The 14,333-nt window shown below is 69.2% G+C and carries 9 protein-coding genes and 1 rRNA gene; 6 read left to right on the forward strand and 4 right to left on the reverse strand.

The features are described 5' to 3' along the window. Window positions 1-89, forward strand: a 5S ribosomal RNA gene (gene rrf, locus ACFFRH_RS43575); the annotation flags it as partial. 399 nt (window positions 90-488) lie between these two features. Here the strand turns inward: rrf and ACFFRH_RS43580 are convergent. After that, window positions 489-1,736: a phosphodiester glycosidase family protein gene (locus ACFFRH_RS43580; protein WP_344748279.1), complete on the reverse strand. Its 1,248-nt coding sequence runs from the start codon at window positions 1,734-1,736 to the stop codon at window positions 489-491. Window positions 1,737-2,256: 520 nt separating this feature from the next. Between ACFFRH_RS43580 and ACFFRH_RS43585 the strand changes: the two genes are divergently transcribed. Beyond that, complete coding sequence (locus ACFFRH_RS43585) at window positions 2,257-2,436, forward strand: hypothetical protein (RefSeq protein ID WP_344748278.1); 180 nt, start codon at window positions 2,257-2,259, stop codon at window positions 2,434-2,436. Window positions 2,437-2,826: 390 nt separating this feature from the next. Here ACFFRH_RS43585 and ACFFRH_RS43590 read toward each other — a convergent pair whose 3' ends face one another. Both ACFFRH_RS43590 and ACFFRH_RS43595 read right to left on the reverse strand, forming a co-directional pair. After that, the gene (locus tag ACFFRH_RS43590) at window positions 2,827-3,222 is read right to left on the reverse strand and encodes a cupin domain-containing protein (RefSeq protein WP_344748277.1); all 396 of its coding nucleotides are present in this window, start codon (window positions 3,220-3,222) and stop codon (window positions 2,827-2,829) included. Window positions 3,223-3,231: 9 nt separating this feature from the next. Beyond that, window positions 3,232-4,857, reverse strand: a complete 1,626-nt coding sequence (locus tag ACFFRH_RS43595; RefSeq protein WP_344748276.1) for a PucR family transcriptional regulator — start codon at window positions 4,855-4,857, stop codon at window positions 3,232-3,234. Window positions 4,858-5,037: 180 nt separating this feature from the next. Between ACFFRH_RS43595 and ACFFRH_RS43600 the strand changes: the two genes are divergently transcribed. Further along, entirely contained in the window at window positions 5,038-9,543 is a 4,506-nt protein-coding gene (locus ACFFRH_RS43600) for a hybrid sensor histidine kinase/response regulator (RefSeq protein WP_344748275.1), read from the forward strand. A gap of 250 nt (window positions 9,544-9,793) precedes the next feature. Here ACFFRH_RS43600 and ACFFRH_RS43605 read toward each other — a convergent pair whose 3' ends face one another. Beyond that, window positions 9,794-10,582, reverse strand: a complete 789-nt coding sequence (locus tag ACFFRH_RS43605; protein ID WP_344748274.1) for a TetR/AcrR family transcriptional regulator — start codon at window positions 10,580-10,582, stop codon at window positions 9,794-9,796. Between the two features lie 54 nt (window positions 10,583-10,636). Between ACFFRH_RS43605 and ACFFRH_RS43610 the strand changes: the two genes are divergently transcribed. From ACFFRH_RS43610 to ACFFRH_RS43620, 3 genes are all read left to right on the forward strand, one after another. Beyond that, window positions 10,637-12,154 (forward strand): MFS transporter, encoded by a 1,518-nt coding sequence (locus ACFFRH_RS43610; RefSeq protein ID WP_344748273.1) that lies wholly within the window; start codon window positions 10,637-10,639, stop codon window positions 12,152-12,154. Between the two features lie 590 nt (window positions 12,155-12,744). Beyond that, window positions 12,745-14,043, forward strand: a complete 1,299-nt coding sequence (locus ACFFRH_RS43615) for an aspartate aminotransferase family protein (protein WP_344748272.1) — start codon at window positions 12,745-12,747, stop codon at window positions 14,041-14,043. Beyond that, the coding region (locus ACFFRH_RS43620) for an aldehyde dehydrogenase family protein (protein WP_386164039.1) at window positions 14,040-14,333 on the forward strand (294 nt) is incomplete at its 3' end. The genes ACFFRH_RS43615 and ACFFRH_RS43620, both read left to right, overlap by 4 nt.

Raw genomic sequence — 14,333 nt, forward strand, 5'->3', positions numbered from 1 at the left:
CCGGTTACATTCCGAACCCGGAAGTTAAGCTCTTCAGCGCCGATGGTACTGCACCGGGGACGGTGTGGGAGAGTAGGTCACCGCCGGACAATCTTTTACGAAGGCCCCCACCATTCGGTGGGGGCCTTCGTGCTTTCCGGGGTCTTTTTCTTGGTCGTCGTGCTCACGGGTTCCTCTCGCTCACGACCAGCTCAAGACGAACTTCACGACCAGCTCGGTCCGCTTGGCCGGCCTTGGCGCGGGTCCTCCCCGGGTTCACGGGCCTTCCCGCACTCGCGCCGGGGCCTGGAAACTGGAAAGACGCCCCTGTAATCCGTAAGACGGCGTAATCCGTAAGACAGCTTCGTAGCCGGAGAACCCGTAACCGCAAATTCGTGGAAACACAAGAACCTCAGGCGAACGTAAAGCTCCGGACAGGGCAGAAGCCCCGGCCCAGAAGGGCCGGGGCTTCTCTGTTTGATCACCGCTCGTCAGGGCGGGACGAAGCGTCAGGGCGTGATGAAGAGACCGTCGCCCACGGTTCGCTCCGCTCCGTCCGAGGGCCGGTTCACGGCCTTGTGACCGACGACCATCACGCTGGAGCCGCCGCCGTCGAAGTTGATGGCCTGCTTGGCTCCCAGCCACCGCATCAGCTGGGCGGCCTCCACCATCGAGGCGCCCACGCTGACCCCCGGGTTGCGCCCGTCGACGGTGGCCAGGATCAGCCCGCCCGACCTGTCGACACCGACCATCGTGCGCGGGTGGCGCCGGAGCATCATGTTGAGCGAGGCGTGTCCGTCGGCCGCCGCGGTGATGCGTACCCGCCCGTTCCTGACCAGCCCGACCCCGCCACCCATGACGTATGTGTCCGGGGTGAGCGGAACGGTCTGCTGCGTGCGCAGGTCAATGACCTTGCTGTCCACCTTCATCCAGGTCCCCTGAGCGTGTTCCTGGAGCCAGACGGCCATGAGGCCGGTGCCGTGGAGCAGGTAGGTGCCCCGGGCGACGATGCCGCCGGCCTGACGGACCTTGATGACCTTGCCCTGGGCGGCGTCGACCACGACCTCGATGCCGCCGTCCGCGGCCGTCTTGCCGCCGAACTCCTCGGTGTAGAGGACGAGCTCCTCGGCACCGGCGGCTCGGTTGATGCCGTTGACCTCTGTTTTCGTCCCGTCAGAGGAGATCGCGGTGACCGTCGTCTTCAGCTCGGTGATCCGCGCCTTGCGACCCTGCGTGATGACGAGACCACTACGGCCGGGCACTGCCTCGCTGAGGAGCCTGCCGCCCACGACGGACACGCCGACCGGGTCGCCCTGGAGCGCCTTGGCCGTGTGGATGTTGAAGAAGCCGCCGTTGACCCCGGCGATGGCGCCGGTCAGCTTCGACATCGAACTGGTGCTCTCGCGCTTGGCCACGCTCTTGCCGACGCTCGTCTTGAAGGATCCCTTGAACACCTTCGGGTTGACCATCAGCACGCGCATGTCCCAGGGGCCGGTGGTCTCCGTGCCGTCGTCCCCGAGATAGTCGGTCTTGGCCCGGACGTCGAACTCCTTGAGTTCCTTCACGACCTTGTCGGCCTTGGCCCGCTGGCCGAACGACCAGAGGCCGGTCCGGACCATGTAACGCTCCACGGCGGGAGCGTCGGAGGCGGCGGGTTGCACGACCCTCAGGATCTCAGGGGTGAACCCCGCGGCCTCCACCGCCTCGGCGACCGTCTGCGCGGTGACAAGGGAACCGGCATCATGCCCGTTGGGCATAAGAGCGGAGACTGTCCATCCTTGGGTGGATTTGCCGTGTTTCACACTAAAAAGGGTGATTCCCGGTGCTACATTCTGCTGATTCTTCACCGGTGCCATGCTCACGCCCAGAGGGAACGCGGAGGAGGGAAACCCCGAACTCGCCTGCTCCGCCTCGGCGGGAATCGCCACGGTAGTGAGTGTCAGGGCCGTCAATCCAGCGACAAGGTGTCGCGACATGTGCATCTCTCCCCGGTGGTCTCCGACTTCGTGCACCATCGTGCCGAGATCCACGCGGGTAAGGGAGCGAAACACGCGAAACATCCCAAGAAAGTGTCATTACTCACGCGAGAGCCTGGGGCCGGGGGGAGCGGGTGAAGGAGAATTCGCGTGCCCGTGGAGGGCTCCTGCGGGTCAATGGGCCTGGTCAATAAGGATTAGTCCCCGGACGTTTCGTCACGCGGGCAGGAAAGCGGCGCTACGGTGCGGTAGGCCGCATTTCCTCAGATCAAGCGGCACATCTTTACGAGAGGCAGCCGTCATGGGGCTGAGCATTCTCATCGTGATCATCGCAAGTGTGTTCCTCGGTGTCATCCTCGGGGCGATCCTGACGCGTCCGCGCCGCTGGGATCTCCACATCTGTGACGATCCCGTCGACCACGTTCGCGTGCACACCGCGATGAACCCCTCAATGAACACCGCACCCGACAGGCACGGCTAACCGGACACCGTCGATTCAGGCAGGCCCGACCACCGTGAAAGCCCGTGAAAGCCCGGGAGAGTCCGTAGAAGTCACCGCACGACTTCGAGGGGCCGGGCACCCTTGAGGGTCCGCACACCCTCAAGGGGCCGCACGGCTTCGAGGACCCTCACGACTTCGAGGGGCGGGGTACCTTCGAGGGGCCGCACACGCTCAAAGGGCCGCGTGCCTTCGAGGGGTCACGCGCCTCCGAGAAGTCGTCACGCGGCAAGCCCGGGGGACGGGCCGGACGACGGGCCGAAGGACAGGCCGTTTCCCGTGGTCACCGCGAGAACGACGACCACGGGAAACGGCCGGACATCCCCGGGTCGTACGGCATCGGGGTGCCGTACGACCCGGGTCCCGATTCGGTCAGCCCACGCAGTGGTACACCTTGCGCAGGGTCTCGTGGACGATCCAGACGGTCTTGGCGCCCTCGGCGAGCAGGCAGACCGACCCGGGGACGAGTTCCAAGGTGGCGCCGCCGTCGATCTCCAGTGTGGCGCGGCCGGACAGGACCACGAACATCTCGTCACGTTCCACATCGATCACCGTGCCCGGCGTGATCTCCCAGATGCCGCGGCTCTGCTTGCCGTCCGGCGAGGACCACAGCTCGATCGACGAGACGCGCGGGGAACCGGCCAGGATCTGGTGGGGCTCCAGCTCGTCCGGTGACAGCCGCACGTCGTCGGTGGGGACGGAGAACGCCCCGGCGGCGGTGACCATCCGGGCCAGATCGGCGGTCTCGGGGACGAAGATCTCGGTCATGGGGGCCTTTCAGGAACGGGGACTGTCTCTTCGGAAGGACTCCAGCGCCAGGAGGGCGACGTGGAGGGAGAGACAGGATTCGACATCGTCCAGATCGATGTCGAGGACGCGCTCCAGCCTACGTAGGCGGTCGTAGAAGGCGGGCCGGGACAGGTGGGCCCGCTGGGCGGCGACGGCCTTGTTGCGGCCCGCGTCGAGATAGACCCGCAGGATCCTGGTGAGATCGCCGCCACGCTGGGCGTCGTGGGCGAGCAGCGGGCCGAGCTCGCGCTCGGCGAAGGTCTGCAGCCGGGCGTCGTCGCGCAGAAGATGGAGCAGACCTCTCAGTCGGAGGTCGGGCAGCCGGTAGAAGGCGCGGCCGTCGGGCCGCCTGACGGCGACGTCGGCGACCTGCTCGGCCTCCAGGAAGCTCCTTCGCACGTCGCGGACCGACTCGACCACGGAGCCGGCGGCGAGGACGAAGGGGATCGTGAAGGTCACGCGCAGGTGGTCGGCGAGCGTGGTCAGCGCGGCTTCGGGGAGGACGCGCGGCGGCAGGGGGAGCAGGACGCCGACCCGGTTCTGGTCCAGGGCGCCGATCAGGGCGGGGAGGCGGGCCTCGCGGCAGGCGGCGGAGGCCGCGTCGGCCAGCTCGCCGAGCCGGGCGAGCTGCTCCTGGCCGTCCGGCGGGTTCTCCGCCGATTCGGCCAGGCGGAGCACCACGCTGACGAGCTTGCGGCCGGTGAGCGGCACGCCGACCGCGCGGGCGCGTGCCGCGGCCTCCTCGGGGTCGGCGTACGCGTGGGTCAGGATGCCGGTGATGATCGTGCCGTGCGCCTGGCGTTCCAGTGACTCCTGGTGGCGCTCCAGCAGCCGGCCCAGGGCGAGGGTGGTCGCGGCGCGCTCGGCGAGCACGATGTCGCGCGGGCCGGGCTCCGTGTCGCAGAGCAGGATCAGGCGGCCCCAGTCCTGGCCCCGCGCGCCGACCATGGTGACCAGCCAGCCCGAGGCCGCGTCGTAGGCGGTGCGCAGGTCGGGGGAGACCGCGCGGGAGCGGGTCTCCCAGCCGGCCAGCAGCGAGCCGGTGTCGCGCCCGGCGGTCTCGCAGGCCAGCACCTGGTGCGCGAGGTTCTCCAGCAGCGCGGGGTGGCCGGACAGCCGGGTGACCTGGCCGAGGATCTCCGCGGGGGAGGCGCCCTCGACCGACAGCTCGGTGAAGACCTCGTGCAGCTGCTCGGAGGCGCGGAGCTCCTCCAGCTGGCTGTCGATGATCCGGGCGTGCACCGACTCGGTGATCTGCACGAACGGTGTCTCCCTGGCCAGGGTGACCAGGGGGAGGCCGTGATCCTCGGCGGCGCGGACCACGACGCCGGGCAGCTCGCCGATGAACTTGCGGCCCAGCTCCACGATGAGCCCCGACGCGCCCACGGAGACCAGCTCGGCGATGTAGTCGGCCAGCTTGCCGGGGTCGTCGGGCAGCGCTATGCCGGTGGTGAGCACGAGCTCGCCGCCGCGCAACAGGTGCGCGATGTCGGTGACCTCGCCCACGTGCACCCAGCGCACCCGGCTGTCGAGCCGGTCGGCTCCCGCCACGACTCGTGGATTGCCCCGGCGGACGGTGTCCAGGGCGAGGACGTCGGCGACAGTAGGGAGCATCCGTCGAGAATATCCGATCAACATGTAAGCACGAGTGCCATGTGCTTTACAGCCTGTTTGATCCGACTCGTTTCCCGCGCGGCCTCTCGCTCACATCCCCCTGATTTCCCCGTTTCCCGCCTGCTTTTCGCCAGCCTAGGATTACCTCACCTTTTACGGCCGAGGGGCGCGATGGTGGACATGGTTGAGACCGCCGGCACGGTACGGGGCAGGGCCACGAAGGGCGCCTCAGGCGTGGAGGAGCTCGATCTCCGACAGCTCCTGGCGGGCCTGACCGCGGTGCGCGACGGCGACTTCGGCACGCATCTGCCCGAGGACGGCGACGGGCTGCTGCAGGAGATCGCGACCGTCTTCAACGGGATGGTGGACCAGCTGTCGCTGTTCACCTCCGAGGTGACGAGGGTGGCCCGCGAGGTGGGCACCGAGGGGCAGCTGGGCGGGCAGGCCGAGGTGCCGGGCGTCTCCGGCACCTGGAAGGACCTCACCGACTCGGTGAACGCCATGGCGGGCAACCTCACCGACCAGGTGCGCGACATCGCCCAGGTCGCGACCGCGGTCGCCACCGGCGACCTGTCGCAGAAGATCACCGTGGACGTGCGCGGCGAGATCCTGGAGCTGAAGAACACCCTGAACACGATGGTGGACCAGCTGTCGTCGTTCGCCGACGAGGTGACGCGGGTGGCCCGTGAGGTGGGCACCGACGGCAGGCTGGGCGGCCAGGCGGAGGTGACCGGTGTCGCCGGGACCTGGCGCGACCTCACCGACTCGGTCAACTTCATGGCGGGCAACCTCACCGACCAGGTGCGCAGCATCGCGCAGGTCACCACGGCCGTCGCCAAGGGCGACCTGTCGCAGAAGATCACCGTGGACGCCCGGGGTGAGATCCTGGAGCTGAAGAACACCATCAACACGATGGTGGACCAGCTGTCGTCGTTCGCCGACGAGGTGACGCGGGTGGCCCGTGAGGTGGGCACCGACGGCAGGCTGGGCGGCCAGGCCGACGTCAAGGGCGTCTCGGGCACCTGGCGCGACCTCACCGACTCCGTCAACTACATGGCGGGCAACCTCACCGACCAGGTGCGCAACATCTCGCAGGTGGCCACGGCCGTCGCCCGCGGCGACCTGTCGCAGAAGATCACGGTCTCGGCGCGGGGCGAGATCCTGGAGCTGAAGAACACGCTGAACACGATGGTGGACCAGCTGTCGTCGTTCGCCGACGAGGTGACGCGGGTGGCCCGTGAGGTGGGCACCGACGGCAGGCTGGGCGGCCAGGCCGACGTCAAGGGCGTCTCGGGCACCTGGAAGGCGCTCACCGAGTCGGTGAACGTGATGGCCGACAACCTCACCGCCCAGGTGCGCAGCATCGCGCAGGTGACCACGGCCGTGGCCAAGGGCGACCTGTCGCAGAAGATCCGGGTCGACGCCCGTGGCGAGATCATGGAGCTGAAGGAGACCATCAACACGATGGTCGACCAGCTCTCGGCCTTCGCCGACGAGGTGACGCGGGTGGCCCGCGAGGTCGGTACCGAGGGCAACCTCGGCGGCCAGGCCACCGTGCGGGGGGTCTCCGGCACGTGGAAGGACCTCACCGACAACGTCAACTCGATGGCCAACAACCTGACCAGCCAGGTGCGGAGCATCGCGCAGGTCACCACGGCGGTCGCGAGGGGCGACCTGTCGCAGAAGATCACCGTCGAGGCGAAGGGCGAGGTCGCCGCGCTCGCCCAGACCATCAACACCATGGTCGACACGCTGAGCGCGTTCGCCGACGAGGTGACCCGGGTGGCCCGCGAGGTCGGCACCGAGGGTGAGCTGGGCGGCCAGGCGCGCGTGCCCAACGTGGCCGGCACGTGGAAGGACCTCACCGACAACGTCAACTCGATGGCCAACAACCTGACCAACCAGGTGCGCAACATCGCGCAGGTCACCACGGCGGTCGCGCAGGGCGACCTGACCAAGAAGATCGACGTCGACGCCCGGGGCGAGATCCTGGAGCTGAAGACCACGATCAACACGATGGTCGACCAGCTGTCGTCGTTCGCCGCGGAGGTCACCCGGGTGGCCCGCGAGGTCGGCAGCGAGGGGCGGCTGGGCGGGCAGGCCGAGGTCGAGGGCGTGTCCGGCACCTGGAAGCGGTTGACGGAGAACGTCAACGAGCTGGCCGGGAACCTCACCCGCCAGGTGCGCGCCATCGCCGAGGTGACCAGCGCGGTGACCTCGGGCGACCTCACCCGCTCGATCACCGTCGACGCCTCGGGCGAGGTGGCCGAGCTCAAGGACAACATCAACTCCATGGTGAAGTCGCTGCGCGAGACCACCCTGGCCAACCAGGAGCAGGACTGGCTCAAGTCGAACCTGGCCCGCATCTCGGGGCTGATGCAGGGCCACCGCGACCTCGCGGTCGTGGCCGAGCTGGTGATGAACGAGCTGGCCCCGCTGGTCTCCGCCCAGCACGGCACGTTCCTGCTCGCGGAGGAGAAGCCGGACGGCTCGGAGCTGCGGGTGGTCGGCTGCTACGGCCATCGGGAGACCGCCCGCCGCCACTTCTTCGGGGACTCCCTGGTGGGACAGGCCGCGCTGGCCAAGCGGTCCATCCTGGTCGAGGACATCGCCGCCGGATACATCACCGTCTCCTCCAGCCTGGGAGCGGCCGGCCCGGTCAACCTCATCGTGCTGCCGATCATCGTCGAGGACCAGGTGCTCGGGGTGATCGAGCTGGCCAGCCTCAACCGCTTCACCCAGGTGCACCGGGCCTTCCTGGAGCAGCTGGTGGAGACCATCGGCGTCAACGTCAACACGATCGTCGCCAACGCCCGTACCGACTCCCTGCTCACCGAGTCGCAGCGCCTCGCGACCGAGCTCCAGGTCGGGCAGGAGGAGCTGCAGCGCTCCAACGCCGAGCTGGAGGAGAAGGCGGAGCTGCTGGTCCGGCAGAACCACGACATCGAGACGAAGAACCGGGAGATCGAGCAGGCGCGGCAGGAGCTGGAGGACCGGGCCAAGCAGCTCGCGCTGGCCTCCAAGTACAAGAGCGAGTTCCTGGCCAACATGAGCCACGAGCTGCGTACCCCGCTCAACTCGCTGCTCATCCTGGCCCAGCTGCTGGCCCAGAACCCGGCCCGCAACCTCACCGCCAAGCAGGTGGAGTACGCCAACGTCATCCACTCGGCCGGCACCGACCTGCTCCAGCTGATCAACGACATCCTCGACCTGTCGAAGATCGAGGCGGGCAAGATGAACATCAGCCTGGAGCCGCTGCCGCTGCGCCAGCTCCTGGACTACGTCGAGGCGACCTTCCGCCCGCTGACCACCGAGAAGGGGTTGCGGTTCGACGTCGTGGTCGCCCCCGACGTGCCCGAGGAGCTGCTCATGGACGAGCAGCGGCTGAGGCAGGTGCTGCGGAACCTGCTCTCCAACGCGGTGAAGTTCACCGAGAGGGGCTCGGTCGAGCTCCGCATCGAGCGGGTGGGCACGATGAACCTGCCGGGCGCGTACGGGCAGGAGGCGCTCGCCTTCCAGGTCGTCGACACCGGCATCGGCATCGCCGAGGAGAACCTCTCCCAGATCTTCGACGCCTTCCAGCAGGCCGACGGCACGACCAGCCGCAAGTACGGCGGCACCGGGCTGGGGCTGTCCATCAGCCGCGAGATCGCCGCGCTCTTCAACGGCGAGATCCGGGCGGTCAGCACCCTGGGCTCGGGCAGCACCTTCAGCCTCTACCTGCCGATCGCCGCCCTCACCCCGGGCACCGCTCACGCGGGCACCGGAAGGAACCCCGCCGCCGCGTCCGCCCCGGTCCTCCCGGCGCTTCCCGCGCCTCTGGAGAGGTTCCCGGGGACGGACGGGCGGCGGCTGCTCGTCGTGGAGTCCCGTCCCAACGGGCTGCTCTCGCAGCTGGCCGAGAGCGTCGTGGCCGACCTGCCGGAGACGCACGGTCCCGTGCAGGTGTCGACCGCCAACGACCCGGTCTCCGCCCTGGAGATCCTGGCCGCGGACGACCACCACTGCATCGTGCTCGACCTGGGCATGCGCCAGGACGCGGCGGCCGACTTCCTGCGCATGCTGGACGACGACCCGGTGCTGCGCGGGCTGCCGGTGCTCGCCCACCACACCCGCACGCTCACCCGGCCGCAGGAGAACCTCCTCAAGGGGCGGTCCAACACCCAGCCGCTGGAGCGCCTGCCCAGCCTCGACGAGCTGCGCGAGCGCATCACCCTGCACCTGTCGGCGCCGGAGCCGGGCGACGTGCTGCCGCTGGTGCAGCCCAGCCCCGACGAGCGGCCGCAGCCGGTGGAGGAGGTCGACACCGTGCTGGTGGACAGGAAGGTCCTGGTCATCGACGACGACGTCCGCAACGTCTTCGCGCTCACCAACATCCTGGAGCTGCACGGCATGCAGGTCCTCTACGCGGAGAACGGCCGCAAGGGCATCGAGATCCTGTCGCGCAACGAGGACATCGACCTGGTCCTGATGGACATCATGATGCCGGAGATGGACGGCTACGCCGCGACCGCCGCCATCCGCAAGATGGCCGACTTCGCGGACCTGCCGATCATCGCGGTGACCGCGAAGGCCATGCAGGGCGACCGGGAGAAGACCCTGTCCGCGGGGGCCAGCGACTACGTCACCAAACCCGTCGACGCCCAGGAGCTGCTCCGCCGCATCCAGCGGTGGCTGGAGATCTAGGAGTGTCCGGCGGAGGTCGCGACCAACGGTGAGGCCGCGCGGCGACTGTTCCTCCCAGAGCCGGCCGTGGTGAGCCACGTCTCCAGGCTCCTCGGCGAACTCGGCGTCGCCGATCGCACCCAGGCGGGCCTGCCGGCGCACGAGACGGGCCTGCCGGATCCGCCGTGACCGGTGCCGGGCGGCCCCGGGAGCTCGGCCCGGGGCGGGGCCGTCGTCATCCGCCGTGACCGTGCCGGGTGGCTCCGGGGTCTCAGTTCGGGGCGGGGGCGTCGTCGCCGCCGGGCGAGCGGACCCGTGCCGCCGGCGGGAGGTTCGCCGGAGGTGACGCCGCGCGGTTCAGGCGGGCCTCCAGGCCGTCGAGGAAGCAGGTCAGGCCGAACTCGAAGTTGAGGGCCCTGGCGGTGTCGACGTCGATGCACCTGAACTCGGCGTAGCGGGCGGCGAGCTCCGGATGATCGGCCGCGGCCTTCTCCACCACGGGCTGGATGGACGCGTTCAGCTCGTTGGAGCTGAGGCCCGTCTGCTCCAGCATGGACCGCCAGGAGAGCTCGGGCGCGGTGACCCCGAGCACGTAGGCCAGGAGCGTCGAGGCGGCGTAGTCCTGGTCGAGGCCGCGGAACCCGGCCTTGTCGAAGGTGGCGACGAGCCCGCTCATCATCCGCATCGCGTTGGGGCCGATGGCGGGGGTCGTGCCGATGAAGCTGATGACCCAGGGGTGCTTGAAGAGCGCCTGGCGGATGCCGTACGCGAAGGAGGAGGCGGCGTTGCGCCAGGTGGTCTCCTGGACGTCCAGGACGCTGAACTCGCCGTAGACCTCGTCGAGGACCAGTTCGAGCAGCTCGTCCTTGTTGGCCACGTGCCAGTAGATGCTGGTGGTCCCGGAGCCGAGCCTGGCGCCCAGGCGGCGCATGCTCAGGGCGTCCAGCCCCTCGGCGTCGAGCAGCTCCATCGCCGCGCGCACGATCTGCGCGCGGCTGAGGGTGGGGCTTTTCGCGGTGCGCCGCTCGCGCGTCCAGACGGAGCTGAAGTGCTCTTTCACGCTCCCAGCATAAATCCGATGACACACTGTTCGAGGTTATCGTACGGTGTGCGAGTGGAATCGAACACTGTACGAGTCGAACGCGATCCGAGGCGCTGGTGGATCCTCGGAGTGCTCTGCCTGAGCCTGCTGGTCCTCGTGGTGGACAACACCGTGCTGAACCTGGCGATCCCCGCCCTCATGGTCGACCTGGGTGCGAGTCCGGCGGACATCCAGTGGATCATCGACGCCTATGTCCTGGTCTTCGCCGGCCTGCTGCTCACCTCGGGCAGCCTGTCCGACCGCTACGGCCGCAAACGCTTTCTGATCATCGGCCTGGTGCTGTTCGGCGGCGCCTCGCTGATCGCCGTGCTGGTCACCGAGCCCTGGCACCTGATCGGCGCCCGCGCGCTGATGGGCGTCGGCGGCTCCATCCTGATGCCGAGCACCCTGTCGATCCTGATCACCGTCTTCGACGAGGAGGAGCGCCGCAAGGCGATCGCCGCGTGGAGCGCGGTGGCGATGGTCGGGGTGATCGCCGGTCCGACGCTGGGGGGCTTCCTGCTCGAACACTACTGGTGGGGGTCGATCTTCCTGCTCAACGTGCCGGTCGCGGTCGTCGCCGGGATCGCGGCGGCGCTGCTGATGCCCGAGTCGCGCGGTCCGGCGCGAAGGCTCGACCCGGTCGGCGTGGTGCTGTCCACGGTCGGCATGAGCGCCCTGGTCTACGTGGTCATCTCCGCGCCGAAGGCGGGCTGGACCTCGGCGGAGTCGCTGGTCGCCGCCGGGGTGGCGGTGGTCGCGCTGGCGGCGTTCGTGATCTGGGAGTTCAGGTCGGAGCACCCGATGCTCCCGCTCGAACTGTTCCGCGACCGGAACTTCAGCGGGGCGTCGTTCTCGATCGTGCTGATGTCGTTCGGCACGGGCGCGCTGTTGCTGATGCTCACCCAGTACCTGCAGTTCGTGCTGGCCTACGGTCCGATGCAGGCCGGTCTCGCGCTGCTGCCGTACGCCGTCGCCGCCGCGCTGTTCAACGGGGTCGGCGCCGGGCTGGGGCAGAAGGTCAGCAACCGGGTGCTGGTCGCCGTCGGTCTCGCCGTGATGGCCGGCGGTTTCGGGGTGCTCGCCTTCATGACCGCCGACACCGGGTACGGCCTGCTGATCACCGGTCTCATGCTCATGGGGGTCGGCGGTGGCCTGGCGGGGCCCGCGGCCTACGCGACGCTGATGGGAGCGGTGCCGCCCGCGCACGCGGGTGTCGGCTCGGCGCTCAACGACACCGTCCAGCAGGTCGGCATGGCGCTGAGCATCGCCGTGCTCGGCAGCGTGCTGGCCGGGGTCTACACCTCGTCGATGCCCGCCGACGCCCCGGCCGCCGCGCGCGAGTCGATCGGTGAGGCGCTGCGGCTGGGGGACGCGGGGGTAATCGGGACGGCGCGCGAGGCGTTCGTCTCGGCCATGTCGTTCGGCTCCTGGGTGGGGGTCGGCTTCACCCTGGCCGCCGCCACGCTGGCGTTCCTGGTGCTGCGCCCGGCGCCCGCGCCCGGGGCCGGGCCCGGTTCGGAGACGGACCTGGTGAGAGCGGAGAGCTGAGAGGTCCTCCAGGCCGCGGGTCCCGCGCGTTCGCTCGCCGGTGGCCGAGCTCGCCGATGGCCGATCCGCCTGGGCGGGTCGGCCATCGGCGTGTGGTGGCCTCGTACCCGGCGGCGCGGGCGGCCGGTGGCCGTACTCGACGGTGCAGGAGACGCAGGGAGCAGGGGGCGCAGGTGGGACAGGGGGCGGCCTGGAGCGTCGGCGTCGGGTGCCGTGCGCCGGGTGCCGTGCGTCATGTGCTCGTGCCCGGCGGTGAGCCGTTGGCGGATGGGCCATGAGAGCCGGACATTATTCATGTATTTCAGGTTGATTTGATAGGAAATATGGGCGATGCTGGACTTCGTCCGGCTTCATGACTACCGAAGCTCGGGCGGGGAACCTGGGGGGTGCTCCGTCCGACCATCCTGTGCGGCTCGCGCCATCCGTCGCGTGGCGCGAGCCGCATGGGGCGCGTCCCGGGGCGCGAGCCGCACAGACACCTCGCGAGGGGAGATCTGGATCGGCGGGACCTGACAGTGTGATGGGTTAGCCGGTGATATCCCGACATGTTGCAGGTATGAGCGGTGGCACCGAGAGGCGATACTCGATGTATGTCGGACCTCCTTGCGCGCCATCGCGCGGTAATGCCCAACTGGCTGGCCCTTTACTACGACGAGCCCATCGAGATCGTCTCGGGCAAGGGAAACCGCGTCGTCGACGCGTCGGGCAAGAGCTATCTCGACTTCTTCGCAGGCATCCTGACCAACATGATCGGGTACGACGTGCCCGAGGTGCGGGAGGCCGTCGAGCGGCAGATCGCCACCGGCGTGGTGCACACCTCCACGGTCTACCTGCTGCGCGGCCAGGTCGAGCTGGCCGAGAAGATCGCGAGGCTCTCCGGTATCCCGGACGCGAAGGTCTTCTTCACCAACTCCGGCACCGAGGCCAACGAGACCGCGCTGCTGCTGGCGACCTACGCGCGCAAGTCCGACCAGGTGCTCGCCATGCGGCAGAGCTACCACGGCCGTTCCTTCGGGGCGGTCAGCGTCACGAGCAACCGCGCGTGGAAGAACAACTCGCTGTCGCCGCTGAACGTGCACTTCCTGCACGGCGCCGACCGGCACCTCACCCAGTTCCGCGGGCTGTCCGACGGCGACTACATCGCCGCCTGCGTCGACGATCTGCGCCACGTGCTCTCCACCGCCGTCTCCAGTGACGTGGCGGCACTGATCGCCGAGCCGATCCAGGGGGTGGGCGGCTTCACCATGGCCCCCGACGGGCTGTTCGCCGCCTACAAGGAGGTCCTCGACGCCGAGGGCATCCTGTTCGTCTCCGACGAGGTGCAGACCGGCTGGGGGCGCACCGGCTCGGCCTTCTTCGGCATCCAGAACCACGGCGTCACGCCCGACATGATGACCTTCGCCAAGGGACTGGGCAACGGCTTCGCGGTGGGAGGCGTCGTCGCCCGCGGCGACCTGATGGACAACCTCCACGCCGTCGGGCTGGCGACCTTCGGCGGCAACCCGATCTCCATGGCCGCCGCCAACGCCACCCTCGACTACGTCCTCGACCACGACCTGCAGGCGAACGCCGCCAGGACCGGCGCCGTGATCATCGACGGGCTGCGCGAGGCCGCGCCGCGCCTGCCGATCGTCGGCGACGTCCGCGGCAAGGGCCTGATGTTCGCCGTCGAGCTGGTCGATCCGGCGACGGGCGAGCCCTCCCCGGCCCTCGCCACCCGGTTCATGGAGGAGACCAGGAGGTCCGGCCTGCTCGCGGGCAAGGGCGGCCTGAAGGGCAACGTGCTCCGGATGGCCCCGCCGCTCACCCTCACACTCGACGAGGCCGCCGAGGGACTCGGGATCATCGTCGGCGCGCTCGAGACCATCAACGCAGAGGTCGCCTCGTGAAGAACGTCACCCACTGGATCGGCGGCGGCCCCGTCGAGGGTTCCGGCCGTACCTCGGAGATCTTCAACCCCGCGACCGGGGAGGTCTCCGGGCGGGTCCACCTCGCGTCCGCGGACGAGGTCGACACGGCCGTGGCCGCCGCCGTCGCGGCCTGGCCCGCCTGGCGGGACGCCTCACTGGTCAAGCGCTCGCAGGTGCTGTTCCGCTTCCGCGAGCTGATGTACGCCCACCGCGACGAGCTCGCCCGGCTCATCTCGGAGGAACACGGCAAGGTCCACTCCGACGCGCTG

Source organism: Streptosporangium vulgare, assembly GCF_042428775.1.
GTDB lineage: Bacteria > Actinomycetota > Actinomycetes > Streptosporangiales > Streptosporangiaceae > Streptosporangium > Streptosporangium vulgare.

Excerpts from the sequence above, each read along its gene's own strand:
- ACFFRH_RS43580 (WP_344748279.1), bottom strand. The coding sequence starts at position 1,736 with ATGCCCAACGGGCATGATGCCGGTTCCCTTGTCACCGCGCAGACGGTC.
- ACFFRH_RS43585 (WP_344748278.1), top strand. The coding sequence starts at position 2,257 with ATGGGGCTGAGCATTCTCATCGTGATCATCGCAAGTGTGTTCCTCGGT.
- ACFFRH_RS43590 (WP_344748277.1), bottom strand. The coding sequence starts at position 3,222 with ATGACCGAGATCTTCGTCCCCGAGACCGCCGATCTGGCCCGGATGGTC.
- ACFFRH_RS43595 (WP_344748276.1), bottom strand. The coding sequence starts at position 4,857 with ATGCTCCCTACTGTCGCCGACGTCCTCGCCCTGGACACCGTCCGCCGG.
- ACFFRH_RS43600 (WP_344748275.1), top strand. The coding sequence starts at position 5,038 with ATGGTTGAGACCGCCGGCACGGTACGGGGCAGGGCCACGAAGGGCGCC.
- ACFFRH_RS43615 (WP_344748272.1), top strand. The coding sequence starts at position 12,745 with ATGTCGGACCTCCTTGCGCGCCATCGCGCGGTAATGCCCAACTGGCTG.